Source organism: Streptomyces kunmingensis (genome assembly GCF_039533535.1).
Classification (GTDB): Bacteria; Actinomycetota; Actinomycetes; order Streptomycetales; family Streptomycetaceae; genus Streptomyces; species Streptomyces kunmingensis.
On the sequence record NZ_BAAATS010000018.1, the window covers coordinates 481268 to 504773 of the forward strand.

Annotated in this window: 21 protein-coding genes and 1 pseudogene; 8 read left to right on the plus strand and 14 right to left on the minus strand. The window is 70.7% G+C overall.

What is annotated here, in order from left to right:
- Nucleotides 1-97: 97 nt before the first annotated feature.
- From ABD366_RS23790 to ABD366_RS23815, 6 genes and pseudogenes are all read right to left on the minus strand, one after another.
- On the minus strand, nucleotides 98-784 hold the full coding sequence (locus ABD366_RS23790; protein ID WP_324771821.1) for an ABC transporter ATP-binding protein: 687 nt from the start codon (nucleotides 782-784) through the stop codon (nucleotides 98-100).
- A 52-nt stretch (nucleotides 785-836) separates the two neighbouring features.
- Nucleotides 837-2319, minus strand: a pseudogene (locus tag ABD366_RS23795) (ABC transporter permease).
- A gap of 230 nt (nucleotides 2320-2549) precedes the next feature.
- Entirely contained in the window at nucleotides 2550-3233 is a 684-nt protein-coding gene (locus ABD366_RS23800) for an ABC transporter ATP-binding protein (protein ID WP_324771822.1), read from the minus strand.
- Nucleotides 3234-3260: 27 nt separating this feature from the next.
- On the minus strand, nucleotides 3261-4766 hold the full coding sequence (locus tag ABD366_RS23805; protein ID WP_324771823.1) for an ABC transporter permease: 1506 nt from the start codon (nucleotides 4764-4766) through the stop codon (nucleotides 3261-3263).
- Nucleotides 4767-4882: 116 nt separating this feature from the next.
- A complete protein-coding gene (locus ABD366_RS23810) occupies nucleotides 4883-6136 on the minus strand; it encodes a L,D-transpeptidase (protein WP_324771824.1) in 1254 nt (417 codons plus the stop codon).
- Nucleotides 6137-6424: 288 nt separating this feature from the next.
- Nucleotides 6425-6763 carry a hypothetical protein gene (locus tag ABD366_RS23815; RefSeq protein ID WP_324771825.1) on the minus strand — a complete coding sequence of 113 codons (339 nt, stop codon included), beginning with the start codon at nucleotides 6761-6763 and terminating at the stop codon, nucleotides 6425-6427.
- Between the two features lie 108 nt (nucleotides 6764-6871).
- On the opposite strand from ABD366_RS23815, the gene ABD366_RS23820 reads away from it, so the two are divergent.
- On the plus strand, nucleotides 6872-7189 hold the full coding sequence (locus ABD366_RS23820; RefSeq protein WP_324771826.1) for a hypothetical protein: 318 nt from the start codon (nucleotides 6872-6874) through the stop codon (nucleotides 7187-7189).
- Nucleotides 7190-7296: 107 nt separating this feature from the next.
- Here the strand turns inward: ABD366_RS23820 and hutH are convergent, their stop codons facing one another.
- The 5 genes from hutH to ABD366_RS23845 form a co-directional block, all read right to left on the minus strand.
- Nucleotides 7297-8847, minus strand: a complete 1551-nt coding sequence (gene hutH, locus ABD366_RS23825) for a histidine ammonia-lyase (protein ID WP_324771881.1) — start codon at nucleotides 8845-8847, stop codon at nucleotides 7297-7299.
- 64 nt (nucleotides 8848-8911) lie between these two features.
- Nucleotides 8912-10078, minus strand: a complete 1167-nt coding sequence (locus tag ABD366_RS23830) for a GGDEF domain-containing protein (RefSeq protein WP_324771827.1) — start codon at nucleotides 10076-10078, stop codon at nucleotides 8912-8914.
- A gap of 342 nt (nucleotides 10079-10420) precedes the next feature.
- Nucleotides 10421-11224, minus strand: a complete 804-nt coding sequence (locus tag ABD366_RS23835; protein ID WP_324771828.1) for an enoyl-CoA hydratase/isomerase family protein — start codon at nucleotides 11222-11224, stop codon at nucleotides 10421-10423.
- A gap of 40 nt (nucleotides 11225-11264) precedes the next feature.
- Entirely contained in the window at nucleotides 11265-12392 is a 1128-nt protein-coding gene (locus tag ABD366_RS23840; protein ID WP_324771829.1) for an adenylate/guanylate cyclase domain-containing protein, read from the minus strand.
- Nucleotides 12393-12946: 554 nt separating this feature from the next.
- Nucleotides 12947-13819 (minus strand): biotin--[acetyl-CoA-carboxylase] ligase, encoded by an 873-nt coding sequence (locus tag ABD366_RS23845; RefSeq protein ID WP_324771830.1) that lies wholly within the window; start codon nucleotides 13817-13819, stop codon nucleotides 12947-12949.
- Nucleotides 13820-13958: 139 nt separating this feature from the next.
- On the opposite strand from ABD366_RS23845, the gene ABD366_RS23850 reads away from it, so the two are divergent.
- The 4 genes from ABD366_RS23850 (at nucleotide 13959) to ABD366_RS23865 (ending at nucleotide 16699) form a co-directional block, all read left to right on the plus strand.
- Nucleotides 13959-15569: an acyl-CoA carboxylase subunit beta gene (locus ABD366_RS23850; protein WP_324771831.1), complete on the plus strand. Its 1611-nt coding sequence runs from the start codon at nucleotides 13959-13961 to the stop codon at nucleotides 15567-15569.
- 20 nt (nucleotides 15570-15589) lie between these two features.
- Complete coding sequence (locus ABD366_RS23855) at nucleotides 15590-15796, plus strand: acyl-CoA carboxylase epsilon subunit (RefSeq protein ID WP_324771832.1); 207 nt, start codon at nucleotides 15590-15592, stop codon at nucleotides 15794-15796.
- Nucleotides 15797-15871: 75 nt separating this feature from the next.
- The gene (gene mmpB, locus ABD366_RS23860; RefSeq protein ID WP_324771833.1) at nucleotides 15872-16006 is read left to right on the plus strand and encodes a morphogenic membrane protein MmpB; all 135 of its coding nucleotides are present in this window, start codon (nucleotides 15872-15874) and stop codon (nucleotides 16004-16006) included.
- Between the two features lie 81 nt (nucleotides 16007-16087).
- The gene (locus ABD366_RS23865; protein ID WP_324771834.1) at nucleotides 16088-16699 is read left to right on the plus strand and encodes a nucleoside triphosphate pyrophosphatase; all 612 of its coding nucleotides are present in this window, start codon (nucleotides 16088-16090) and stop codon (nucleotides 16697-16699) included.
- Here ABD366_RS23865 and ABD366_RS23870 read toward each other — a convergent pair.
- Complete coding sequence (locus tag ABD366_RS23870) at nucleotides 16671-17147, minus strand: hypothetical protein (protein ID WP_324771835.1); 477 nt, start codon at nucleotides 17145-17147, stop codon at nucleotides 16671-16673. The genes ABD366_RS23865 and ABD366_RS23870 overlap by 29 nt on opposite strands.
- Nucleotides 17148-17509: 362 nt before the next feature.
- On the opposite strand from ABD366_RS23870, the gene ABD366_RS23875 reads away from it, so the two are divergent.
- Together ABD366_RS23875 and ABD366_RS23880 are read left to right on the plus strand one after the other, a co-directional pair.
- Complete coding sequence (locus tag ABD366_RS23875; protein ID WP_324771836.1) at nucleotides 17510-19282, plus strand: acetyl/propionyl/methylcrotonyl-CoA carboxylase subunit alpha; 1773 nt, start codon at nucleotides 17510-17512, stop codon at nucleotides 19280-19282.
- Nucleotides 19283-19431: 149 nt separating this feature from the next.
- Nucleotides 19432-20019 carry a TetR/AcrR family transcriptional regulator gene (locus ABD366_RS23880; protein WP_324771837.1) on the plus strand — a complete coding sequence of 196 codons (588 nt, stop codon included), beginning with the start codon at nucleotides 19432-19434 and terminating at the stop codon, nucleotides 20017-20019.
- 214 nt (nucleotides 20020-20233) lie between these two features.
- Here ABD366_RS23880 and ABD366_RS23885 read toward each other — a convergent pair whose 3' ends face one another.
- A complete protein-coding gene (locus ABD366_RS23885) occupies nucleotides 20234-21193 on the minus strand; it encodes a DeoR/GlpR family DNA-binding transcription regulator (RefSeq protein ID WP_324771838.1) in 960 nt (319 codons plus the stop codon).
- A 187-nt stretch (nucleotides 21194-21380) separates the two neighbouring features.
- Complete coding sequence (locus ABD366_RS23890) at nucleotides 21381-22829, minus strand: NAD(P)H-quinone dehydrogenase (RefSeq protein WP_324771839.1); 1449 nt, start codon at nucleotides 22827-22829, stop codon at nucleotides 21381-21383.
- An 87-nt stretch (nucleotides 22830-22916) separates the two neighbouring features.
- Between ABD366_RS23890 and ABD366_RS23895 the strand changes: the two genes are divergently transcribed.
- Nucleotides 22917-23354 (plus strand): gamma-glutamylcyclotransferase family protein, encoded by a 438-nt coding sequence (locus ABD366_RS23895; RefSeq protein ID WP_324771840.1) that lies wholly within the window; start codon nucleotides 22917-22919, stop codon nucleotides 23352-23354.
- Nucleotides 23355-23506 lie beyond the last annotated feature (152 nt).

Consider the following 23506-nt stretch of genomic DNA (forward strand, 5'->3'; position numbering starts at 1 on the left):
CAGGTGACGGTGGTTCACCGATCGGGGACCGCGATCGGCCCCCCTGCGTAAGAGAGCACACAGAGGGGCCACAGGTTGCGCGGAGGCGCGGGTTGCGTCAGCGGGCGGTGCTGTTCTCGGTCACCTTGATCCGACCCTTGCGGATCGTGGCGAGTCGCGGCGCCTTCCGTGCTATCGCCGAGTCGTGGGTGACCATGATGAACGTCAGCCCGTGCTCCTTCCACCGGTCTTCGAGTACGTCCATGATCTCGTCCCGCATGGACTCGTCGAGGTTGCCGGTCGGTTCGTCGGCGAGCAGCACCTTCGGGTTCTTCACCAGGGCCCGCGCGATGGCGACGCGCTGCTGCTGACCACCGGACATCTCCGAGGGCAGATGCGAGAGCCGCTCCCCGAGACCGACCGACTTGAGCGCCTCGGCGGCCCGCTCGCGCCGGTCGGCGCCCTTGAGGCCGAGCGGCACGAGCGCGGTCTCGACGTTCTCCTGCGCGGTCAGGGTGGGGATCAGGTTGAAGGACTGGAACACGAACCCGATGGATTCGGCGCGGACCTTGGTGAGCCGGGCCTCGGGAAGCTTGGCCAGATCGGTGCCGTCGAGTTCGACGCTGCCCGCGGTGGGCCGGTCGAGGCCGCCGAGCATCTGGAGCAGCGTCGACTTGCCGCCGCCGGTGGGGCCCTGGATGACGAGCCGGTCGCCGTCGCCGATGGTCAGGTCGATACCGGCGAGCGCGTCGACGGTGTCCTTGCCCCGCCGGTACTGCTTGGTGACGTCTCTGAGCTGGTACATGGTGCAACTCCTGCGATACGAAGGGGGGTTGGGTGCCGGTGCAGGGCTGCTGCTACTCGACGCGGCGCAGCGCGTCCGCGGGGCGCAGCCGCGAGGCCCGCCAGCCGCCGAACGCGCCGGCGATCAGCCCGCCCGCGACGGCCAGGCCGACCGCGAGGGCGATGGTGGTCGCGGAGACCGGGGCGCTGAGCGCGATGTCGAGGGTCTTGCCACTGGCGGCCTGGCGCATCATGCCGCCTCCGCCGCCGGGGCCGCCGTCCATGCCCCCGCCGCCTCCGCTGCCGCCGAGCTGCGCGGAGAGGGTCGGGCTGATGGCGGTGACGGCGTAGGCGCCCGCGAGGCCGACGGCGATACCGAGGACGCCACCGATCAGCCCGTTGACGACGGCCTCACCGATGACCTGGCGCGTCACCCGGCCCGACTTCCAGCCGAGCGCCTTGAGCGTGCCGAACTCCCGCACGCGCCGCGACACGGCCGACGACGTGAGCAGACCCGCCACGAGGAACGCGGCGACGAGGACCGCGATCGACAGCCACTTGCCGACGTTCGAGGCGAGGTTCGAGGCGGTGGACAGAGAACCCGAGACGGTGTCGGCGAGATCGGCGGACGTGGTGACGGTGGTGCCGCTGATGTTCTTCTGGATCGTCGACTTGACCGCGTCGATCTGCTGCGAGTCCGCCGCCTTCACATACACCGTCGTCACCTTGTCCGCGGTGTCGGCGAGCGTCTGGGCCTGCTTCAGCGGCAGATACAGATTGGCCGCGGCGTCCCCGCTGTCGGGCGTCGCGATACCGATGACCTTGTACTTCGTGCCCTTGACGGTGACGTTGTCATCGAGGGCGAGCTTCTTCTCCTTGGCGTACGAGGCATCGGCGACGACGACCTTGGCGTCCGTCTCGGAGGTCTTGAAGGCCCGCCCCTTGGTGATCTTCGAGGAGGTCAGCGGCCCGAGGTTCTGCTTCGTGACGTCGGTGCCGAAGACCGAGTACGAGTTGACGTCGAAGTTGGCACCGCCCCCCCTCGACCCGGCCCTGCGGCTGCCCGGAGCCGCCACCCTGACCGCCGCCGGGCCCGCCCTGCCCCTGCTGGCTCTGCTGCTGGTCCTGCTTGAACTGGCCGCGCGTGAACTGCCCGCTGACCTTCATCACCTGAAGGCTCAGACCGCCCACGGTGTCGTCGACGCCCTGCTGCCGCGCGACCTTCGTGACGGTGGAGGAGGCGAGGGTCTGGAACCCCTGCACCATCACGCGGTCGGTGCTCTGCTCCGTGTCGTCCGAGTCGCTGTCCTTCGCGTCGAAGTTGAAGCGCGGCCGCCCGGTCTCACCCTCCTTCGGCGCGGCGGCGGCCTTCGTGACGGTCATGTCCGTACCCAGCCCGTACAGGGACTGCAGGACCTTGTCCTGGGCCTGACTCATGCCGGACGACACGGAGTTGACCACGATGACGAGCGCGATTCCGAGAGCGAGCCCGGAGGCGACGACGAGCGCCGCCTTTCTGCGCCGGCGCAGCTCACGCCTGAGATAGGTGAAGAACATCGAAGCCTCGCGGGTGACGGCCCCGACCTGGGGCACTGACAGGACCAGCGAAACGTATGGGGGCGCTGTAAGGGTTGCGTGAGGCCCGGATGAGAACAGGATGAGACCCGCAATCCCATGCCCTTACGGGACCACCAGCCGGTCCGGGAAAATCAAGCCCCTCCGGCGCTTGAGGAGCGGGGTCCGGGGCAGAGCCCCGAAACCCGCGCACCAGCGCCCTCCGGAATGTGTCAGGCCACGGCCTTCTCCGCCACAGAGATCAGCCCCTTACGAAGGGTCGCCACCCGAGGCGCCTGCCTGGCCAACGCAGAGTCATGCGTGACCATGATGAACATCAGCCCATGCTCCCGCCACAACCCTTCAAGCACATCCATGATCTCGTCCCGGGTCGACTCGTCAAGGTTCCCCGTCGGCTCATCGGCAAGCAGCACCTTCGGGTTCTTCACCAACGCCCGCGCGATGGCCGTACGTTGCTGCTGGCCTCCGGACATCTCCGACGGCAGATGCGAGAGCCGCTCCCCCAGCCCGACCGACTTCAACGCCTCCGCGGCCCGCTCACGCCGCTCGGCGACCTTCAGGCCGAGCGGCACGAGAGCCGTCTCCACGTTCTCCTGCGCGGTCAGCGTCGGGATGAGGTTGAAGGACTGGAAGATGATGCCGATCTTGTCGCTGCGCACCCGGGTCAGCCTGGCCTCGGTCAGCGTCGCGAGGTCGACCCCGTCGAGGACGACGCTGCCCGCGGTGGGCCGGTCGAGGCCGCCGAGCATCTGGAGCAGCGTCGACTTGCCGCCGCCCGTGGGGCCCTGGATGACGAGCCGGCCCCCGTCGGCCACCGTCAGGTCGATGCCGCGCAGGGCGTCGACGGTCTCCTTGCCGCGCCGGTACTGCTTGGTCACGCCGCGCAACTCGTACATGGGGAACTCCTTTTTGAAAAGTCGGGGTTATTCGACGCGGCGCAGCGCATCCGCCGGCCGCAGCCGCGAGGCCCGCCAGCCGCCGTACGCGCCGGCGATCAGACCGCCGCCGATGGCGAGCACCGCGGCGAGCGCGAGGGTGGAGAGGCTGACCGGCGCGGACAGGGCGACATCGACGGTGCTCGCGGCGGCCTGGCCACCCCCACCGGGCCCGCCGCCCATACCGCCACCGCCGCCACCGGGCCCGCCGCCCGACTGCCCGCCGCCGGAGCCGAGTTGCGCGGTGAGGGTCGGGCTGAAGGCCGTGACGGCGTACGCGGCGAGGAGGCCGAGCGCGATGCCGAGGGCGCCGCCGATGAGCCCGTTGACGATGGCCTCACCGGCGACCTGCCGGGTGACGCGGCCCGACTTCCAGCCGAGCGCCTTGAGCGTGCCGAACTCCCGCACGCGCCGCGACACGGCCGACGACGTGAGCAGCGCGGCGACCAGGACGGCCGCGGCGAGGACCACGACCGACAACCACTTGCCGACGCTGGACGCCAGGTCGGAGGCGGTCGACAGGGAACCGGAGACCGAGTCGGCGAGGTCCGAGGACGTGGTGACGGTGGTCCCCGAGATGTTCTTGGTGATGGTCGCCTTGACGGTGTCGATCTGCTTCGAGTCGGTCGCCTTCACGTAGATCGTGGAGACCTTGTTCTCGGCGTCGGCGAGCGTCTGGGCCTGTTTCAGCGGCAGATAGACGTCACCGGTCGAGTCGCTGCTGCTCGCCTGGGCGATGCCGACGACCTCGTACTTCACCTTGTTGATGGTGAGCGTGGAGCCGACGGTCTTGGAGTTCTCCTTGGCGTAGGACTTCGAGAGGACGGCGACCTTGGTGTTCGTCTCGGACGCCTTGAAGGTCCGGCCCTTGGTGATCTCCATGGTGGAGAGCGGTCCGAGGCCCTGGTGCGCGACGTCGATGCCGTAGACGGAGTACGAGTTGACGTCGAAGTCGGCGCCACCGCCCTGCACACCGCCCTGACCGCCCCCGCCGCCGCCCTGACCGCCCGGCTGACCGCCCTCGGCAGAACCGGAGCCAGAACCGGAGCCGGTGGTCGCCTTGCCCTGGGTGAAGGAGCCGGAGACCTTCATGACGCCGAGCTGGAGCGCACCGGTCGCCGAGCCGACGCCCTGCTGCCCGGCGACCTCGCTGACCAGCGACGACTTGAGGGTCTGGCCGCCGGCCGTCATGACGCGGTCGGTCGACTGCTCCGTATCGCCGTCGTCACTGTCGTCGTCGCCCTTGGCGTCGAACGTGAAGTTGGGCCGGTCGCCGGAGCCGCTCTTCGACGGCGCCTCGGCCGCCTTGGTGACGGTCATGTCGGTGCCCAGGCCGTAGAGCGATTCGAGGACCTTGCTCTGGGCCTGCTTCATCCCGGCGGAGACCGAGGTGACCGTGATGACAAGCGCGATGCCGAGCGCGAGCCCGGAGGCGACGACGAGGGCGGCCTTCCGGCGCCGTCTCAATTCACGCCTGAGGTAGGTGAAGAACATGAGGCGGACAGTAAGGACGCAGCTTGGCACTGAGCTGTGAGTTGCATGCGGTCTTCATAAGTAACCCCCGGTACGCACCGCGTACCGGGGGTTGCTTAAGAAACGAGGGGGAGGGATCAGGCGGCCGAACCGGCCTTCCAGTCCGCCCAGCTCAGGTTCCAGCCGTTGAGGCCGTTGTCCGGAGCGACGGTCTTGTCACCGGTGTTCTTCACGACGACGACGTCGCCGATCATCGAATTGTTGTAGAACCAGGCGCCGGGCGTGCTGGAGTCGTTCGCGCCCTTGGCGTCGGCCAGGCCGACACAGCCGTGGCTGGTGTTGGCGGAGCCGAAGATGGACTTGGCGCCCCAGTAGTTGCCGTGGATGAACGTGCCGGAGTTCGACAGACGCATCGCGTGCGGCACGTCCTTGATGTCGTACTCGCCCTTGCCGTCGTCGTCGGTGAAGCCGACCGACGCGCCGTTCATCCGGGTCTCCTTGAACTTCTCGGAGATCACCATCTGCCCCTGGTACGTCTTGTTCTCGGGCGAACCGGCGGAGATCGGGATGGTCTTGACCGTCTTGCCGTCGCGGGTGACGGTCATCGTCTTGGTCTTCGCGTCGACCGTGGAGACCTGGTTGCGCCCGACCTTGAAGGTGACGGTCTTCTGCTGGACTCCGGTCACGCCGCTCGCGCCCTCGACGCCGTCGAGGTCGAGCTTGAGGGTGACAGTGGAGCCGCCCTGCCAGTAGTCCTCGGGGCGGAAGTCGAGCCGGTTGCCGTTGAACCAGTGGCCGACGACCTCCTGGCCGCTGCTCGACGAGACCTTGATGTGGGACTGCACGTCCGACTTGTTCGTGATCGCCTTGTCGAAGTTGATCGACACGGGCATCCCGACGCCAACGGTCGAGCCGTCCTCGGGCGTGAAGTTGCCGATGAAGCTGTTGGTCGGGGAGACCGTGGTGAACGACGCGTTCTCGTGCGCCACGCGGTTCTCCGAGTCGCTCGCCGTGGCGGCGATCTTGTACGTCGTCGCCCGGTCGAGCTGGTTCGTGGGCTTCCAGCTCTTCTTGTCGGCGGATATCTGCCCGGCGACCGCGGTGCCGTCGGCCGTGGTCATCGTGACCTCGGTGAGCGTGCCCTTGCTCACCGTGACCTTCGCCGCGTTGTTGATGCTCGCGTTGTCGGAGCCGTCCTTCGGGGCGATCTCGATCTCGGCCTGCGAGGTCTTCTTCGCCGCGGCCTCGTCCGCCTGCGCCTGGGACGAGTCCTTCTTGCCACTCGACGAGCCGGCCGAGTCGTCGCCCCCGCCGCACGCAGAGAGCACCAGCACACCGCCGAGCACAGCGGACGCGGCCATCAGACCCTTGCGCCGCTTACCGTCCGTCATCACACGCTTCTCCATAGTCGCCGAATTCCGACTTCCCCGACTGCCCCGAGACCGGTCATGAGGGAACACAGGAGTTCCCCTCAATCATCAATAACGCAGTGAGTGGTTGAACCCGTTCCCAAAAGGCCCCGATGTGGGGGATGCCACGTCCGAGGAGGCGGTGACCACAGGCGCACCGGTGGTAACGGCCCCCTCGTGGGCCGCCCGCCCCACTTGCGTATCTCCCCCTGCTGGACGACAAAACCCCGGGCAGCGGTTGCCGCCCGGGGTGTCCCGATCCGTCAGCCGCTACGCGCGCTCCTCGCCGTCCTCCCCGGCATCATCCTCGTCGAGGTCCCAGTCCGGCGAATCGGGGTCGTAGTCGACCTGCTCGCTGGACCACGAGGCCTGCACGAGTTCGGCCCCCGGCACGTCGCCGACCAGGTCGAACGGGTCCACGAGGTACGCGACGGCCTCCGCCTCGTCCTCCTGCACGGCGTGCTCTGCGTGCGCGCGCTCCTCGCCGGGCATCGCCTCGTCCTCGGCGACGCGCTGGAGCGCGGCCCCGGTCAGCGCCTCCCCGTCGGCGATCTCCAGGACCAATTCCACCTTCAGGCGAACAAAACGTGACGTCTCATCAGTGCTCATACGCCGGAGCGTACGACCCGTTGCACCTGTGACTTTCCGTGACCCGCCCCTTTCACTAACATCGGCACACACGGCCAATTCGCCAGCGCCACAAGGGGGATCGCTTCCGTGTCCGCCGCACGTCGATCGTTGTTCACCGCCACCGCCGCCGGGACCCTCCTGGCCGCCCTGTGGTTCGTCCCCAATGCCACCGCTACCCCCGAGCACACCAGCGACACCACCAGCACCGTCAGCACGACCAGTACCGACCGCAGCCAGGTGTCCACCGCGGTGGACACCCAGTCCGAGCAGCAGCTCAGACTGGCCGACACGGGGACGTTCGACACGACGCCCTACGTGGTCGGCGGCTCGGCGTTCCTGGGACTCGGTGTCGGCTTCGTGGCGTACTCGGTCCGCCGGGGCCGCTCCCTGGAGGCGCCCATCTGACGCGCGTGGGGTACGGCGCCACCCGGACCGGGAGACGCCGCACCCCACGGTGCACCACCGAACCGCACGCGCACGATCCGAGTGCGCCCGCTCCACCGATCTTTGACCTACGCGAGCGGCCCCGTCACCGTCTCGACGGCCTCGACCAGGGCCCCGCTGCGTACGAACGCGTCCGCCGCGGCGAGATCCGGCGCCAGGAACCGGTCGGGTCCCGGCCCCTCGACCCCGGCCTTGCGCGCGGCGGCGACGACCGCCCGCGACGCCGGCGCGGCCTCCAGGCCCTCCCGCAGCTCGATCGCCCGAGTGGCGGCGTACAGCTCCACGGCGATGATCCGCGTGAGGTTGTCGACGGCCGTCCGCAGCTTCCGCGCGGCCGACCAGCCCATCGAGACGTGGTCCTCCTGCATCGCCGACGACGGGATCGAGTCCGCGGACGCCGGCACGGCGAGCCGCTTCATCTCGCTGACCAGCGCGGCCTGCGTGTACTGGGCGATCATCAGGCCCGAGTCGACCCCGGCGTCCTCCGCGAGGAACGGCGGGAGGCCGTGCGAACGGTTCTTGTCGAGCAGCCGGTCCGTGCGCCGCTCGGCGATCGAACCCAGGTCGGCCGCGGCGATGGCCAGGAAGTCGAGCACGTAGGCGACCGGCGCGCCGTGGAAGTTGCCGTTGGACTCCACGCGCCCGCCGCCGGCGCCGTCGGGCAGCACCACGGGGTTGTCGACGGCCGCCGCCAGCTCCCGCTCGGCGACCAGGCGCGCGTGCGCCATGGTGTCCCGCCCGGCCCCCGCTACCTGCGGGGCGCACCGCACGGAGTACGCGTCCTGCACCCGCGGCGCGTCGTCCTGGTGATGGCCCGTCAGGCCCGAACCGGCGAGTACGGCGAGCATGTTGGCGGCGCTGGCGGCCTGGCCGGGGTGCGGCCGGATGGCGTGCAGTTCGGGCGCGAGGACCTTGTCCGTGCCGAGCAGCGCCTCCAGGGACAGGGCCGCCGTCACGTCCGCGGCCTTATAAAGGTTGTCCAGGTCGTCGAGGGCCATGAAGAGCATGCCGAGCATGCCGTCCGTGCCGTTGAGGAGGGCGAGCCCCTCCTTCTCGCGCAGTTCGACGGGCGCGATGCCGTGCGCGGCGAGCAGTTCCCCGGCGGGCCGCACGACCCCGTCGGGCCCTTCCGCGTCGCCCTCGCCGAGCAGGGTGAGCGCGCAGTGGCTGAGCGGGGCGAGGTCGCCGGAGCAGCCGAGGGACCCGTACTCGTGCACGACCGGTGTGATCCCGGCGTTCAGGACGTCGGCCATGGTCTGCGCGACCTCGGGCCGCACGCCGGTATGCCCGGAGCAGACGGTCTTCAGGCGCAGGAACATCAGCGCGCGCACGACCTCGCGCTCGACGCGCGGGCCCATGCCCGCCGCGTGCGACCGCACGATGTTGCGCTGCAACTGCGCGCGCAGTTCGGGACCGATGTGCCGGGTGGCGAGCGCGCCGAACCCGGTGGAGACGCCGTAGACCGGATCCGGCTTCGCGGCCAGCGCGTCAACGACCCCGCGGGCCGCGGCCAGCGCGCCCACAGCCTCATCGGAGAGTTCGATCCGGGCGCCACGGCGCGCCACGGCGATCACATCGGCAGCGGTGACCCCGGCTGCCCCCACCACCACAGTGTGCATATCCATATTCAGGAACGTACACAGTGAATCCGAAGATGTCACGACCGAGGTCGGGGAGGACCCCTTACTCCCGGAGTTCCCCCGGCGGGCCCGGTTCTCTGCCGCGGATCCGGCGCCGTTCGCCGGGGACCGGCGGCGGCGAGTCGGCGAGCCGTACGACGGGGTCGTCGAGCCCGCCGCCCCGCCCGGCCACCACCGGCTTCGCGGCACGCAGCGCCTTCGCCCGGTACTGCGCGGCGTCCGCGAGCCGGAACAGCCGCCGGGCGCTGCTCACCTCGCCGATGGGGTCGCCGGTCGAGGCGATGCCGCAGGCGACCCCGTTTCCGATCTCCATCTCGGCGGCCCGGGAACACACCTCTTCCCCTACGCGGACGACCTCGTCGGCGGTGGGGCCCACGGCCAGCAGGCAGAACTCGTCCCCGCCGAGCCGCGCCGCGAGGGCCCCCGGCAGCATCGCCCCGCACAGCGAGAGCACCGAACCGAACCGCTCCAGGAGCCGGTCGCCGATGGCGTGCCCGAGGGTGTCGTTGACCCGCTTGAGCCCGTTCAGATCGCAGACGACGAGGCTGACGACGATGCCCTCGGCGGCGTGCCGCTCCACGGCCTCGTCGAGCCGTATGTCGACCAGGCGCCGGTTGGCGAGGCCGGTCAGGGCGTCGGTGAAGGCGAGCCGCCGCGCCTCCTCGAGGCGTTCGGTCTGTGCGATCCCGGCCGCGACCACAGAGGCCAGGACGGTCGCGAAGTCGGCGTCCCCCGGCCCGAACACGGGCGCCCCGGCCGGCCGCGCCACGTACAGCTCGCCCCAGGCCCGGCCGTGCAGCACGATCGGCGCGACGACGCAGCAGCCGCGCTTGCGGCGGCGCAGCGCCGCGACCCGCTGGTGGCAGTACCCGGCGCGCTCGACAGGTCCGTCGGCCGTCTCGACCCAGGCGTCCGGCTCACCGCCGCCGGCCCACCGCTCGTGCAGGAACTCGGTGATCTCCGGGAAGCGGTGCACCGGGTACGCCTCGCCCTCGGGGAACTCCTCCTCCCCATCGGCCCGCTCGCCGACGTTGGCCAGGACCCGCAGCCGGCCGCGCTCGCGCTCCCACACGGACAGGGCGGCGAAACTCCCGGACAGCGCGTGGCATGCGCCGAGGGCTGCCGCCCGCCAGGACTCGCGCGGGCTCTGCGCAGCGGCCATGCCCTGCGCGAGCGTCACCACGGCGCGCAGCCGGACATCGTCTCCCATTAGCCCAGGTTAGGGACTTTACCGACATTACGGTGACTTCAGTTCGGCCGTCCGTATCCAGGGACGGCGACGTCCCGTCAGGGGGCCTGCTGGTGGGTGCGGCTCTCGTCGTGGCTGGTCGCGCAGTTCCCCGCGCCCCTAGGGGCATGCGGCTTCGCCGCAGCCCCGGCCATGAGATGGCGCACGAAGTGCACATCTCAGGGGCGCGGGGAACTGCGCGAGAAGCCCCACCGGCCGGTGGACACAGAACTGCCCAGGGGCGCGGGGAACTGCGCGACCAGCCCCCACCGGCCCGCAGACGACGCACCTCCCAAGGCCCCCGGCCACCAGGAGGCCCCGGGATCACTCACCCGGCCACCGCGGCTCGCGCTTCTCGTTGAACGCGGCAACACCCTCCGCCCGGTCCCCCGAGAACGCCACCGACCGCCAGGCCGCGTCCTCCACCTCGAGACCGGCCCGCAGATCAAGCCCGTGCCCGAGCCGCAGCGCCCGCTTGGCGGCCCGCAGCCCGACCGGGGAGTTGGCACCGATCCGGGCGGCGAGCGCCAACGCTTCGGCACGGTCCTGCCCCGCCGCCACCACCTGGTCCACAAGGCCGAGCCGCCCCGCCTCGGCGGCCTCGACGCGCCGCGCCGAGAAGATCAACTCGGCGGCCCGCGCGGCCCCGACCCGGCGCGGCAGCAGCTGCGTACCGCCACCGCCGGGGATCACCCCCACCGACACCTCGGGCAGGCCCACGACGGCACTCGCGTCGGCCACGATCAGATCGCAGGCGAGCGCGAGTTCGAAACCGCCGCCGAGCGCGAACCCGTGCACGGCGGCGACGGTCGGCATCGGCAGGTCGAGCACGCCCGTGTACGCAGCCCGGGCGACGGGCCGCTGACGCACCAGCTCGGCATCGGAGAAGGAGTTGCGCTCCTTGAGGTCGGCGCCGACGCAGAAGGCGCGCTCGCTGCTGGACGTGAGGACGACGACCCGTACGTCCCGGTCGCCGCCCAGCGCCTCGCACGCGGCGCCGATGGAACGGGCCATGTCGCTGCTGACGGCATTCATGGCCTTGGGCCGGTCGAGCACCACCTCGGCGACGACCCCCTGCTCGTGGCGCCGTACGGCCACGAAGTCCCCGAACCGCTGCTCATCACCCATGGTCCACCCTTCCGGTTAACGCCAGTTAACCGTCAAGATGTCAGGTGCGCCGGGTCAGCGTCCAGGGTTCGACGATGCCGAGGCCGCGGACGGGCCGCTGCCACATCGGCTGGAGCGCGAACCGGTACGAGGGGGGCTCCTCGCCCTGCTCCTTCGCCTTCTCCGCGGCGGCCGCGGCCTCGGCCTCGGAGGCGGGCGCCTCGGTGGTGCGGATCAGCTCCTCGGCGAAGGCGCCGTCGACCAGCACGTTGTCCTTCGGCGCTATCGACGTGAGCCGGCTCGCCAGGTTCACGGTCGTGCCGAACACGTCGCCCATGCGCGTCGTGACGGTCCCGAAGGCCATGCCGACGCGCAGCTCCGGCATCGTCTCGTCATTGCTCATCGTCTCGATGAGCCGCAACGCGATCTCCCCGGCGATGCCCGCGTCGTCGGCGGCGAACAGGACCTCGTCGCCGAGCGTCTTGATGAGCCGTCCGCCGTGCGCGGCGACGAGGTCGGCGGCGGTGGTCTCGAAGGCCTCGACGAGTTCGCCGAGTTCCTCCTCCTCCATGCGGCGGGTCAGCCGCGTGAACCCGACCAGGTCCGCGAAGCCGACCGCGAGCCGCCGGTCCACCATCTCCTCGTCGTCACCGGCCTGCACGACGCGGCCGGTCGCCGCGGCGAGCTGGCGCCGCCACACGTAGACGAGGAACTCCTCCAGCTCGGGCAGCAGAAGCTCTATCAGCGGATACGTGACCTCGGTACGGGTCATGCCGGGCTCCGGGGGCTCGGTCAGGCCCTCCAGGAACGAGTCGATCTGCCACTCGGCGAGCCGAGCGGTGGTCTGCCCCGTCGACCGGGCGACCTGCACCGCCATGGCCTCGCTCAGCAGCCCGGCCTCGACGAGACCGGCCAGTCGCCGCAGCGCCAGTACGTCGGCCTCGGTCAGGGCCTTGGCCTGCCCGATGTCGGCGAAGCCCATGGCCCGCCAGAACCTTGAAGCCAGTTCCATGGAGACGCCGGCGCTGCGGGCCGCCTGGAACGGGGTGTAGCGGCGCTCGGCCCCGAGGATCAGCTGTTCGAGCCGGAGCGCGAGGGGGTCCGCCGCGTCCTGCTCGTCCCCTTCCCCCTCCGGCTTCTCGGGGTCGGGTGGGGTGCCCGTGCCGGAGCCCGAGTCGTCGACGGTCACGCCTGCTGCCCTTCCGATCTGCCACGGTCAGGTATCGACCGGGCTCAACTCTACGGCAGCGTCTGTGCGCCACGTCACTCCGTTCCGGGCGAGTGTTGCGTGAACGCCGCTTGACACGAACCCCGGCCAGTCGCCCGTGCCCCGGGACACCTGTGTGTCCCCGGGCCGCCGAGGGCAGCCCGCGCCCCGGGGAATTTCAACATCCGCAGGCCGGTGGGGCCTGATCGCGCAGTTCCCCGCGCCCCTAGGGAGGTTCGACATCCGCGGGCAGGTGGGGGCTGGTCGCGCAGTTCCCCGCGCCCCCAAAACGTTCGCCATCCTCCCGCCGGTGGAGCTTCTCGCGCCGTTCCCCGCGCCCCTGGAGCTTGCGGCTTCGCCGCGGCTCCAGGGGGCGCGCGCCCGGTAGATGGCGCACGAAGTGCGCATCTCAGGGGCGCGGGGAACTGCGCGACCAGCCCCCACCGGACCCGCAGACACGACACCTCCCCAGGGGCGCGGGGAACTGCGCGGAAGAACCCCGGGCAACCCGGATCACCCAGAGCCGGCGGCCAGCCCTACGCCGGGCGTAGGTGGACGATGTCACCCGCGGCGACGGACACCCGCTCCCCCTCCGCGGGGGCGATCACGAGCCGCCCGTCCCCGTCGACGGCAACCGCCTCCCCCACAACCTCCCGCGCCCCCGGCAGAATCGCCCGCACAGACCGCCCCAACGTGGCACACCCCGCCGCATACGTCTCCTGGAGCCGGGACAACCCGGGGTCGCCTTCCGCCGCACACCACTCCACGTACCACCGCTCGAAGGACCGAAGGACGGCCCGCAGCACCGGCTCCCGGTCCACCACCTTCGCCCCGGCCAGCGCCAGCGACCCCGCCCCGGGTACGGGCAGCTCGTCCGCCCGCAGCGACACATTGAGCCCGACCCCGATGACGACCCCGCCCCCGCCGGAGGCCTCCGCCAGGATCCCGCCCGCCTTGCGCTCCTCCCCGCCGACGGTGACAAGCAGGTCGTTGGGCCACTTCAGCGCCGTGTCGACACCGGCGGAGGAGGACAGGGCCGTGGCGACGGCGACCCCGGTGAGCAGCGGCAGCCAGCCCCAGCGCTCGACCGGCACCTCGTGCTCGCCGGGCTTGACCAGGACGGAGAAGAAGAGCCCCGAGCGCGGCGGAGCCGACCAGCGGCGGTCCAGGCGTCCGCGCCCCGCGCTCTGCTCCTCGGCGACGAGCACGGCACCCTCCTGCGCGGAACCGGCCGCGGCCCGCTCCACCAGGTCCGTGTTGGTCGACCCCGTACGGGGCACCACCTCCACGGACGACCAGAGTCCCTCGCCCCGGACGAGGGAGCGGCGCAGTCCGGCCGCTCCCAGGGGCGGCCGGTCCAGGTCGGACCAGCGGTTGTCGTGCGCGTCTGAACCATCTCGCGGCGTCATGCAACCCAGCCTAGGTGTGGCAAACACCGCACTGCCGAACGGTATTCGCGCCACTACCCTACGAGTCAGTAGCCCCACTTAGTTTCCCCGTACACCGTCCCCGTGAGCAGCGTCGAGTCAGGCAGGGAGCCGCATCCCGATGTCCGAGTTGGAAGATCCCCAGAAGGCGCCACAGTCCCCGAGCGCCGATATCCACACCACCGCGGGCAAGATCGAGGATCTGCGGCGCAGGATCGACGAGGCGACGCACGCGGGTTCCGCGCGCGCCGTCGAGAAGCAGCACGCCAAGGGCAAGCTGACGGCGCGTGAGCGCATCGCGCTGCTGCTCGACGAGGACTCCTTCGTCGAGCTGGACGAGTTCGCGCGGCACCGCTCCACCGATTTCGGCCTGGACGCCAACAAGCCGTACGGCGACGGCGTGGTGACCGGGTACGGCACGGTCGACGGCCGGCCCGTCGCGGTGTTCTCGCAGGACTTCACCGTCTTCGGCGGTGCGCTCGGCGAGGTCTTCGGGCAGAAGATCATGAAGGTGATGGACTTCGCCCTCAAGACGGGCTGCCCGGTCATCGGCATCAACGACTCGGGCGGCGCCCGGATCCAGGAGGGCGTCATGGCCCTCGGCATGTACGGCGAGATCTTCCGCCGGAACACGCACGCGTCCGGTGTCATCCCGCAGATCTCGCTCGTCGTCGGCCCCTGTGCCGGTGGCGCCGTGTACTCCCCCGCGATCACCGACTTCACCGTCATGGTCGACCAGACCAGCCACATGTTCATCACCGGGCCCGACGTCATCAAGACGGTCACCGGTGAGGACGTCGGCTTCGAGGACCTGGGCGGCGCGCGGACGCACAACGCGCAGTCCGGTGTCGCGCACCACATGGCGGGCGACGAGAAGGACGCGATCGAGTACGTCAAGTCGCTGCTGTCGTACCTGCCGTCGAACAACCTGAGCGAGCCGCCCGCCTTCCCCGACGAGGCGGACCTGACGCAGACGGACGAGGACCGCGAGCTCGACACCATCGTGCCGGACAGCGCGAACCAGCCGTACGACATGCACACGGTGATCGAGCACGTCCTGGACGACGCCGAGTTCTTCGAGACGCAGTCGCTGTTCGCGCCGAACATCCTGACCGGCTTCGGCCGCGTCGAGGGCCACCCGGTCGGCATCGTCGCCAACCAGCCGATGCAGTTCGCCGGCTGCCTGGACATCGACGCGAGCGAGAAGGCCGCCCGGTTCGTCCGCACCTGTGACGCCTTCAACGTGCCAGTCCTGACCTTCGTCGACGTGCCGGGCTTCCTGCCGGGCGTCGAGCAGGAGCACACCGGCATCATCCGGCGCGGCGCGAAGCTGATCTACGCGTACGCCGAGGCGACGGTGCCGCTCATCACGATCATCACGCGCAAGGCGTTCGGCGGCGCGTACGACGTCATGGGCTCCAAGCACCTGGGCGCCGACCTGAACCTGGCGTGGCCGACCGCGCAGATCGCCGTCATGGGCGCGCAGGGCGCGGTGAACATCCTGCACCGCAAGACGCTGGCCGCCGCCGACGACGTAGAGGCGACGCGGGCGCGCCTCATCCAGGAGTACGAGGACGCCCTCCTCAACCCGTACACGGCGGCCGAGCGCGGGTACATCGACGCCGTGGTGCTGCCTTCCGACACCCGGGCGCACGTCGTCAAGGGTCTGCGTCAGCTGCGTACGAAGCGTGAGTCGCTGCCGCCGAAGAAGCACGGCAACATCCCCCTCTAGACCGCCGGGAGCCATCGCCGATGATGATCAAGGTCGTACGGGGCAATCCGACCCCCGAGGAGCTGGCCGCCGCACTGGCGGTGGTCCAGGCCCGCGCCGCGGCCGCGTCCGACGCCCCGGCCGCCGCGGCGGAGCGGGACGCGTGGGCCGATCCCTCCCGTATCGCCCGGCGCCGCCTGCCGACCCCGGGCCCGACGAGCTGGTCCCGCACGTACTGGCCCGCCTGAACCGGTCCCTGTGCACCGGAGCGCCTGAGTACGCGTACTCAGGCGCTCCGCGCGTGTGCGCCGCAGTATCGAAGTGTGCTGTGGTCAGATCCCGAGAACGAGCCGCCGAAGGAGCTCCGCGAAACGCAGGAGATGCTGCGCCGCGCGGGTCTCGTGGTGGCTCTCGCCATGTTCCTGGCGATGGTGATGGTGGGCCTGGGCGTCATGTAGCAGGTGAGTGTTCCGCGAAGGACAGCGTCCCGTGGAACGGAGCGTCCTGCGGGGGCGATCGGTTCGCCTACGCTGGCCGGCATGACAGCCGCGCGCCGCCTCATCCTCGCTTCCCAGTCCCCCGCCCGCCTGGGCCTGCTGCGGCAGTCCGGTTTCGCGCCGGAGGTGATCGTCAGCGGGGTCGACGAGGACGCCGTGACGGCCCCCACCCCGGCCGAGCTCGCGCTCGCCCTCGCGGAGGCCAAGGCGTCCGTCGTCGCCGCGCTGCCCGAGGCGCAGGGCGCCCTCGTCGTGGGCTGCGACTCGGTGCTCGACCTGGACGGCGAGGCGCTCGGCAAGCCGGCCGACGCCGAGGAGGCCACGGCCCGCTGGAAGGCCATGCGCGGCCGTGCGGGCACCTTGCAGACCGGCCACTGCGTGTACGACACCGCGTCCGGCCGCTACGCCTCCGCCACGGCCTCCACGGTCGTCCGGTTCGGCGAGCCGAGCGACGCGGAGATCGCCGCGTACGTGGCGACCGGCGAACCCCTCCACGTCGCGGGTGCGTTCACGCTCGACGGCCGCTCGGCCCCGTTCATCGAGGGCATCGACGGCGACCACGGCAATGTGATCGGTCTCTCGCTGCCCCTGCTGCGCCGTCTCCTCGCCGAACTGGGCGTCGGCATCACGGAGTTGTGGGCTCCGGCGAGCTAGCGGGCGGAACCGGCGGGGCCGCGGCGCCCTTGCCGTCACCGGCCGGGCCGGCGTGGTCCCTGCGGTCGTAGGCCACCAGCGTCAGCACGATCAGCGCGAGGACGACCATCATCAGCACGAAGGCGGGCCAGCCGAGCAGGCCGACGGAGAACGCGCCGAGCAGGCCGTGCACGACGGCCGCGCTGATCAGCAGGATCCGCCCGAAGGTGCCCGGCGACCGGTCGGTGGCCGCGGCGCGCGCGAGCACGAACGCGCACACCGCCAGATAGATCCCGAACACCCCGCCCGCGACCCAGGCGCCCACGGACATCGCCCGGGGGTCGAGCCCGGCGAGCGACATGTCCTGCCGGTCGACGACCGTGCCCAGGAGCCAGTTGACCAACACGATCCCGAGCGCCTCCGCGAGCATCACGATCGCGGCCACCCACGCCACCGGTCTCCGTGCCACCGGGCCCACCCTCTTCCGCCTACGACTTGTTGGTTACCCCGAGTAGGTTCGAGACATCGCGAACGCTACTAACGGGTAAACCTCCGGACAAGGGGTCTGCCGAGGGCAAAGAATCATTGGGCCATTCGTAGGGACTCCACAAAGAATGCCGACCGGCCGCAGCACGGTCTCACAGAGACCTTGCCCACATCACCCGGCTAGGGTTGCTCCGAGGGATCCCGCACAGCCAGGTCGGACAAGGGATTTCCCGGACCGAGCGGGCCTCGAGTGACACTCCGTGTGGGCAAGCTCACCATCGGGGACGGGTCGTAAGCCCGTGTCGGCAGTCCCTAAACTCGGCTTGTTTCAAGGAGGGAGCCATCGTGCGCAAGGTGCTCATCGCCAACCGTGGCGAAATCGCTGTCCGCGTGGCCCGGGCGTGCCGGGACGCAGGGATCGCGAGCGTTGCCGTTTATGCCGATCCGGACCGGGACGCATCGCATGTCCGCGCGGCCGACGAGGCCTTCGCGCTGGGTGGTGACACCCCGGCCACCAGCTATCTGGACATCGCCAAGGTGCTCCAGGCGGCCAAGGACTCCGGTGCGGACGCCATTCACCCCGGCTACGGATTCCTGTCGGAGAACGCGGAGTTCGCCCAGGCCGTGCTGGACGCGGAGCTGATCTGGATCGGCCCGCCGCCGCAGGCCATCCGTGACCTGGGCGACAAGGTCGCCGCCCGGCACATCGCGCAGCGCGCGGGTGCCCCGCTGGTCGCCGGTACGCCGGACCCGGTGTCGGGTTCCGAGGAGGTCGTGGCCTTCGCCGAGGAGCACGGCCTGCCGATCGCGATCAAGGCCGCCTTCGGTGGTGGCGGCCGTGGTCTGAAGGTGGCCCGCACCCTCGAAGAGGTGCCGGAGCTGTACGACTCGGCGGTCCGTGAGGCCGTCGCGGCGTTCGGCCGCGGCGAGTGCTTCGTGGAGCGCTACCTGGACAAGCCGCGGCACGTGGAGACCCAGTGCCTGGCCGACTCCCACGGCAACGTGGTGGTCGTGTCCACCCGCGACTGCTCGCTCCAGCGCCGCCACCAGAAGCTGGTCGAGGAGGCCCCGGCGCCGTTCCTGAGCGACGCCCAGGTCGAGCAGCTGTACTCGGCCTCCAAGGCGATCCTGAAGGAAGCCGGCTACGTCGGCGCGGGCACCGTCGAGTTCCTCGTCGGCGCCGACGGCACGATCTCCTTCCTGGAGGTCAACACCCGTCTCCAGGTCGAGCACCCGGTCACCGAAGAGGTCGCCGGCATCGACCTCGTCCGCGAGATGTTCCGCATCGCCGACGGCGAGGAACTGGGCTACGGCGACCCGGTCCTGCGCGGCCACTCCTTCGAGTTCCGGATCAACGGCGAGGACCCGGGCCGCGGCTTCCTGCCCGCGCCCGGCACCGTGACGACGTTCGACGCGCCGACCGGACCCGGTGTCCGCCTGGACGCGGGCGTCGAGGCCGGCAGCGTGATCGGCCCGGCCTGGGACTCGCTGCTCGCCAAGCTGATCGTCACCGGCCGCACCCGCAAGGAAGCGCTGGAGCGCTCCGCCCGTGCGCTGGCCGAGTTCGACGTCGACGGCATGGCCACCGCCATCCCGTTCCACCGCAAGGTGGTCACCGACCCGGCGTTCGCGCCGGAACTGACCGGCTCGGACGAGCCGTTCACCATCTTCACGCGGTGGATCGAGACCGAGTTCGTCAACGACATCCCGCCGTATCAGCCGGGTGGCGCGGACGCCGAGGAGGAGGACGGCGACCGCGAGACGATCGTCGTCGAGGTCGGCGGCAAGCGCCTGGAGGTCTCCCTCCCGTCGTCGCTGGGCATGTCCCTCGCGCGTACGGGTCTTGCGGCGGGCGCCAAGCCGAAGCGGCGGGCGGCCAAGAAGTCCGGTCCGGCCGCGTCCGGTGACACCCTCGCCTCCCCGATGCAGGGCACCATCGTCAAGGTGGCCGTCGAGGAGGGCCAGGAGGTCCAGGAGGGCGACCTCGTCGTCGTCCTGGAGGCGATGAAGATGGAACAGCCGCTGAACGCGCACAAGTCAGGCACCGTCAAGGGCCTGTCCGCCGAGATCGGCGCGTCCCTCACCTCCGGCGCCGTGATCTGCGAGATCAAGGACTGAGGCAGCACCCGCCCGCACGAAGCGCCCGTCGGACCGGTCTCCGGTCCACGGGCGCTTCGGCGTTCCCCGGCCGTGGGCCCGCCCTCCGCACCGGGTCGGCGACACGATCAGGCATCCTTGAAGACCCCGCGCACGCCCAGGGAGGCCCGATGACATCCGGCACCGAGTACCGCGCCCGCCCCATGCGCGCGGACGCGCGCCGCAACTACGAGCGGCTGCTCGTCCAGGCCCGCAAGGCGTTCGCCGAGCACGGCACGGGGGCGTCCCTGGAGGACGTGGCGCGCGGCGCCGGCGTGGGCATCGGCACGCTGTACCGGCACTTCCCGAACCGGTACGCGCTGGTGAGCGCCGTCTTCGAGGAGGCGGTGAACGATCTGCTGGCCCGCTCCCGGGCGCTGCTCGACGCCCCGCAGCCCTGTTCGGCGCTGGTGGCCTGGCTGCGCGAGATCATCACGCACGCGAGTGAGTACCGGGGGCTTTCCCGGGCCCTCATGTCGGCGTCCCAGGACGAGAGTTCGGCTCTCGCCCGGTGCAGTTCGCCGATGCGGGAAGCGGGGCAGGCGCTGCTGACCCGGGCCCAGGGGGCGGGCGCGGTGCGCCAGGACGTCTCCATCGCGGATCTGCTTCAGCTGACCAATGCGATTGCGCTGGCCGCTGAGGAGACGCCCTCCGACCCGGACTTGGCCGACCGCCTGCTGCGACTGACCCTGCGGGGCATCACAGCGGGCCATTCCTGAGCCCGTCGCCGGGTGCGGCTTTCGTCGCGGCTGGTCGCGCAGTTCCCCGCGCCCCTTACGGGGCACGATTCAAGCCCCTCCGGCGATTGAGGAGCGGGGTCCGGGGCAGCGCCCCGCGGCCCGTCGCCGGGTGACCGGTTCGTCGGGGCTGAGCGCGCAGTTCCCCGCGCCCCTGACGGGGCACGATTCAAGGCCCTCCGAACCCCCGGCGGGACTAGCGGCGGCGGAGGTCTGCCACCCGGGCCGATCGTTCGGGAGCCGCGTCCAAGGCCGCCGCACTCCGCAACGGGTGCCCCCCGCCGGGAAGTTGCTGACGGCGCTGGCCGGGCAGGGGCACATCCCGGCGCGACTGCCGCGCCGGGACGGGATCACCACCCCCGGCGGACGCCGGCCCCGCCCCGGCGACAGCGATCTGCACACCCTGATCGGCCAACGCCTGAAGCTCCGTCGCGGCCCGGTCATCATGCGCAGGCGGCTCATCGGTCACCAGGCGCGTGATCACGTCCGTAGGTACCGTCTGGAACATCGTGTCGGTACCGAGCTTGGAGTGATCGGCGAGCACGACGACCTCCGCCGCGGCCTGCACGAGAGCCCGGTCCACCGATGCCGAAAGCATGTTGGACGTGGAGAGCCCGCGCTCGGCCGTCAGGCCGCTGCCGCTCAGGAAGGCCCGGGAGACTCTCAGCCCCTGAAGGGACTGCTCGGCCCCGCTGCCCACCAGCGCATAGTTGGAACCCCGCAGAGTGCCACCGGTCATGACGACCTCGACGCGATTGGCATGAGCCAGCGCCTGGGCCACCAGAAGGGAATTGGTGACGACGGTCAGGCCCGGCACACGCGCGAGCCGGCGGGCCAGCTCCTGCGTGGTCGTCCCCGCGCCCACCACGATGGCTTCGCCTTCTTCGACGAGACCCACGGCGAGATCGGCGATGGCCGTCTTCTCAGCGGTCGCGAGATGTGATTTCTGCGGAAAGCCGGACTCCCGCGTGAATCCGCCCGGCAATACCGCACCGCCGTGTCGGCGGTCGAGGAGTCCTTCTGCCTCCAGTGCGCGCACGTCCCGCCGTACGGTCACTTCAGAGGTCTGGACGACGCGGGCGAGCTCCCGGAGCGATACCGCTCCATTGGCCCGCACCATTTCGAGGATCAATTGACGACGTTCTGCAGCGAACACGAAACTGACAGTAACCCCAACGACCGTCTGCTTTCAGCTGTTTGCGCCGAATTACAGGTTCTGTTCGCACAACTGCCCTGGGAGTGGTATAGGCACGACCCGGGTGTTTATCCGTCGCGCCTATGCCATCAGCACGGGCCGCAACTCACTGTCACCCGTGGCCAGTTGATCCCCGCAGGGAGCGGGTTCAACCCTCTTCGGCGACCTTCCGCGTGTGCAGTTGCCGCGCCACCTCGGCGATCGAGCCCGAAAGAGACGGGTACACGGTGAACGCGTTCGCGATCTGTTCGACCGTCAGATTGTTGTCGACCGCGATCGAGATGGGGTGGATCAGTTCCGAGGCGCGGGGCGCCACGACCACGCCGCCCACCACGATCCCGGTGCCCGGACGGCAGAAGATCTTGACGAAGCCGTCCCGGATGCCCTGCATCTTGGCCCGCGGGTTGCGCAGCAGCGGCAACTTCACGACACGGGCGTCGATCTTGCCGGCGTCCACGTCGGCCTGGGAGTAACCGACCGTGGCGATCTCCGGGTCGGTGAAGACGTTCGAGGAGACCGTCTTCAGGTTCAGCGGCGTCACCGCGTCGCCCAGGAAGTGGTACATGGCGATCCGGCCCTGCATGGCGGCGACCGACGCGAGGGCGAAGATTCCGGTCACGTCGCCGGCCGCGTACACACCGGGAGCGGTCGTGCGCGAGACCTTGTCGGTCCAGATGTGACCCGAGTCCTTGAGCTTGACCCCGGCGTCCTCCAGGCCCATTCCGCTGCTGTTCGGGATCGCGCCGACCGCCATCAGACAGTGCGTGCCGGAGATGACCCGGCCGTCGGCCAGGGTGACCTCGACGCGGTCGCCCACGCGCTTGGCCGAGGCGGCACGGGAGCGCGCCATGACGTTCATGCCGCGGCGCCGGAACACGTCCTCCAGGACGGCGGCGGCGTCCGGGTCCTCGCCCGGCAGCACGCGGTCGCGGGAGGAGACGAGCGTGACGCGGGAGCCGAGCGCCTGGTAGGCACCGGCGAACTCGGCACCGGTGACACCGGAGCCGACCACGATGAGCTCCTCGGGGAGCTCGTCCAGGTCGTAGACCTGCGTCCAGTTCAGGATCCGCTCGCCGTCCGGCTGCGCGTCGGGCACCTCGCGCGGGTGGCCGCCGGTGGCAATGAGCACGGCGTCGGCGGTGAGGGTCTCCTCGGTGCCGTCGGCGGCGGAGACGATCACCTTGCGGGAGCCGTCCAGGTCCTGCTGCCCGTCGAGCCGGCCCCGGCCGCGCAGCACGCGCGCGCCCGCACGCGTGACGGAGGCGGTGATGTCGTGGGACTGGGCGAGGGCTAGCCGCTTGACGCGCCGGTTGACCTTGCCGAGGTCGACGCCGACGACGCGGGCCGGGCTGTCCGGGTCCGGGGTGTCGTCCTCGACGATGATCCCCAGCTCCTCGTACGAGGAGTCGAAGGTCGTCATCACCTCGGCCGTCGCGATCAAGGTCTTCGACGGCACGCAGTCGGTCAGCACCGACGCACCGCCGAGACCGTCGCAGTCGACGACGGTCACCTCCGCGCCGAGCGACGCGGCCACCAGGGCCGCTTCGTATCCGCCAGGTCCGCCACCGATGATCACGATCCGAGTCACGTACCCCATTGTCCCGCACCGCGTAAGGGGACGCCCGGCCGGGGTGGCACGCACTTCGCTCAGAGCGCGCGGGACAACTGCCGTACCCTCGGACCCATGTCGCTCTACGCCGCGTACGCCGGCAATCTCGACCCGCGGCTCATGACGCGCCGCGCCCCTCACTCGCCGCTGCGCGCGACCGGGTGGCTGCAAGGCTGGCGGCTGACGTTCGGGGGCGAACACATGGGCTGGGAGGGTGCGCTGGCCACGATCGTGGAGGCGCCCCGGTCCCAGGTCTTCGTCGCGCTGTACGACATCGCCCCCATGGACGAGGAGTCGATGGACCGCTGGGAGGGCGTCGGCCTCGACATCTACCGGAGGATGCGGGTGCGCGTGGACACCCTGGAGGGTGAGGAACCCGCCTGGCTGTACGTCCTGAACGGGTACGAGGGCGGTCTCCCCTCCGCGCGGTACCTGGGCGAGATCGCTGACGCGGCGGAATCGGCGGGCGCCCCGCACGATTACGTCATGGAGATGCGCAAGCGCCCCTGCTGACGCTGGACCGGGTCTCGCCCATTTGTCTGCCGGGCCGCGCATTCGTACGCGGCTGACGGCCGGTGGTCCTGCTTCGCGCAGTTCCCCGCGCCCCTGAGATGCGCGCCTTCGGCGCGGCATCTCATTGGGAAAATGCGGCGCGCAGCGCCTGC

Coding starts and splice junctions, on each gene's coding strand:
- ABD366_RS23835 (WP_324771828.1), bottom strand. CDS start 11,224: ATGGGTGATGAGCAGCGGTTCGGGGACTTCGTGGCCGTACGGCGCCAC.
- hutH (WP_324771881.1), bottom strand. CDS start 8,847: ATGCACACTGTGGTGGTGGGGGCAGCCGGGGTCACCGCTGCCGATGTG.
- ABD366_RS23805 (WP_324771823.1), bottom strand. CDS start 4,766: ATGTTCTTCACCTACCTCAGGCGTGAATTGAGACGGCGCCGGAAGGCC.
- ABD366_RS23815 (WP_324771825.1), bottom strand. CDS start 6,763: ATGAGCACTGATGAGACGTCACGTTTTGTTCGCCTGAAGGTGGAATTG.
- ABD366_RS23855 (WP_324771832.1), top strand. CDS start 15,590: ATGATGATCAAGGTCGTACGGGGCAATCCGACCCCCGAGGAGCTGGCC.
- ABD366_RS23845 (WP_324771830.1), bottom strand. CDS start 13,819: ATGACGCCGCGAGATGGTTCAGACGCGCACGACAACCGCTGGTCCGAC.
- ABD366_RS23850 (WP_324771831.1), top strand. CDS start 13,959: ATGTCCGAGTTGGAAGATCCCCAGAAGGCGCCACAGTCCCCGAGCGCC.
- ABD366_RS23790 (WP_324771821.1), bottom strand. CDS start 784: ATGTACCAGCTCAGAGACGTCACCAAGCAGTACCGGCGGGGCAAGGAC.
- ABD366_RS23800 (WP_324771822.1), bottom strand. CDS start 3,233: ATGTACGAGTTGCGCGGCGTGACCAAGCAGTACCGGCGCGGCAAGGAG.
- ABD366_RS23865 (WP_324771834.1), top strand. CDS start 16,088: ATGACAGCCGCGCGCCGCCTCATCCTCGCTTCCCAGTCCCCCGCCCGC.
- ABD366_RS23830 (WP_324771827.1), bottom strand. CDS start 10,078: ATGGGAGACGATGTCCGGCTGCGCGCCGTGGTGACGCTCGCGCAGGGC.
- ABD366_RS23895 (WP_324771840.1), top strand. CDS start 22,917: ATGTCGCTCTACGCCGCGTACGCCGGCAATCTCGACCCGCGGCTCATG.
- ABD366_RS23880 (WP_324771837.1), top strand. CDS start 19,432: ATGACATCCGGCACCGAGTACCGCGCCCGCCCCATGCGCGCGGACGCG.
- ABD366_RS23810 (WP_324771824.1), bottom strand. CDS start 6,136: ATGACGGACGGTAAGCGGCGCAAGGGTCTGATGGCCGCGTCCGCTGTG.
- ABD366_RS23890 (WP_324771839.1), bottom strand. CDS start 22,829: ATGGGGTACGTGACTCGGATCGTGATCATCGGTGGCGGACCTGGCGGA.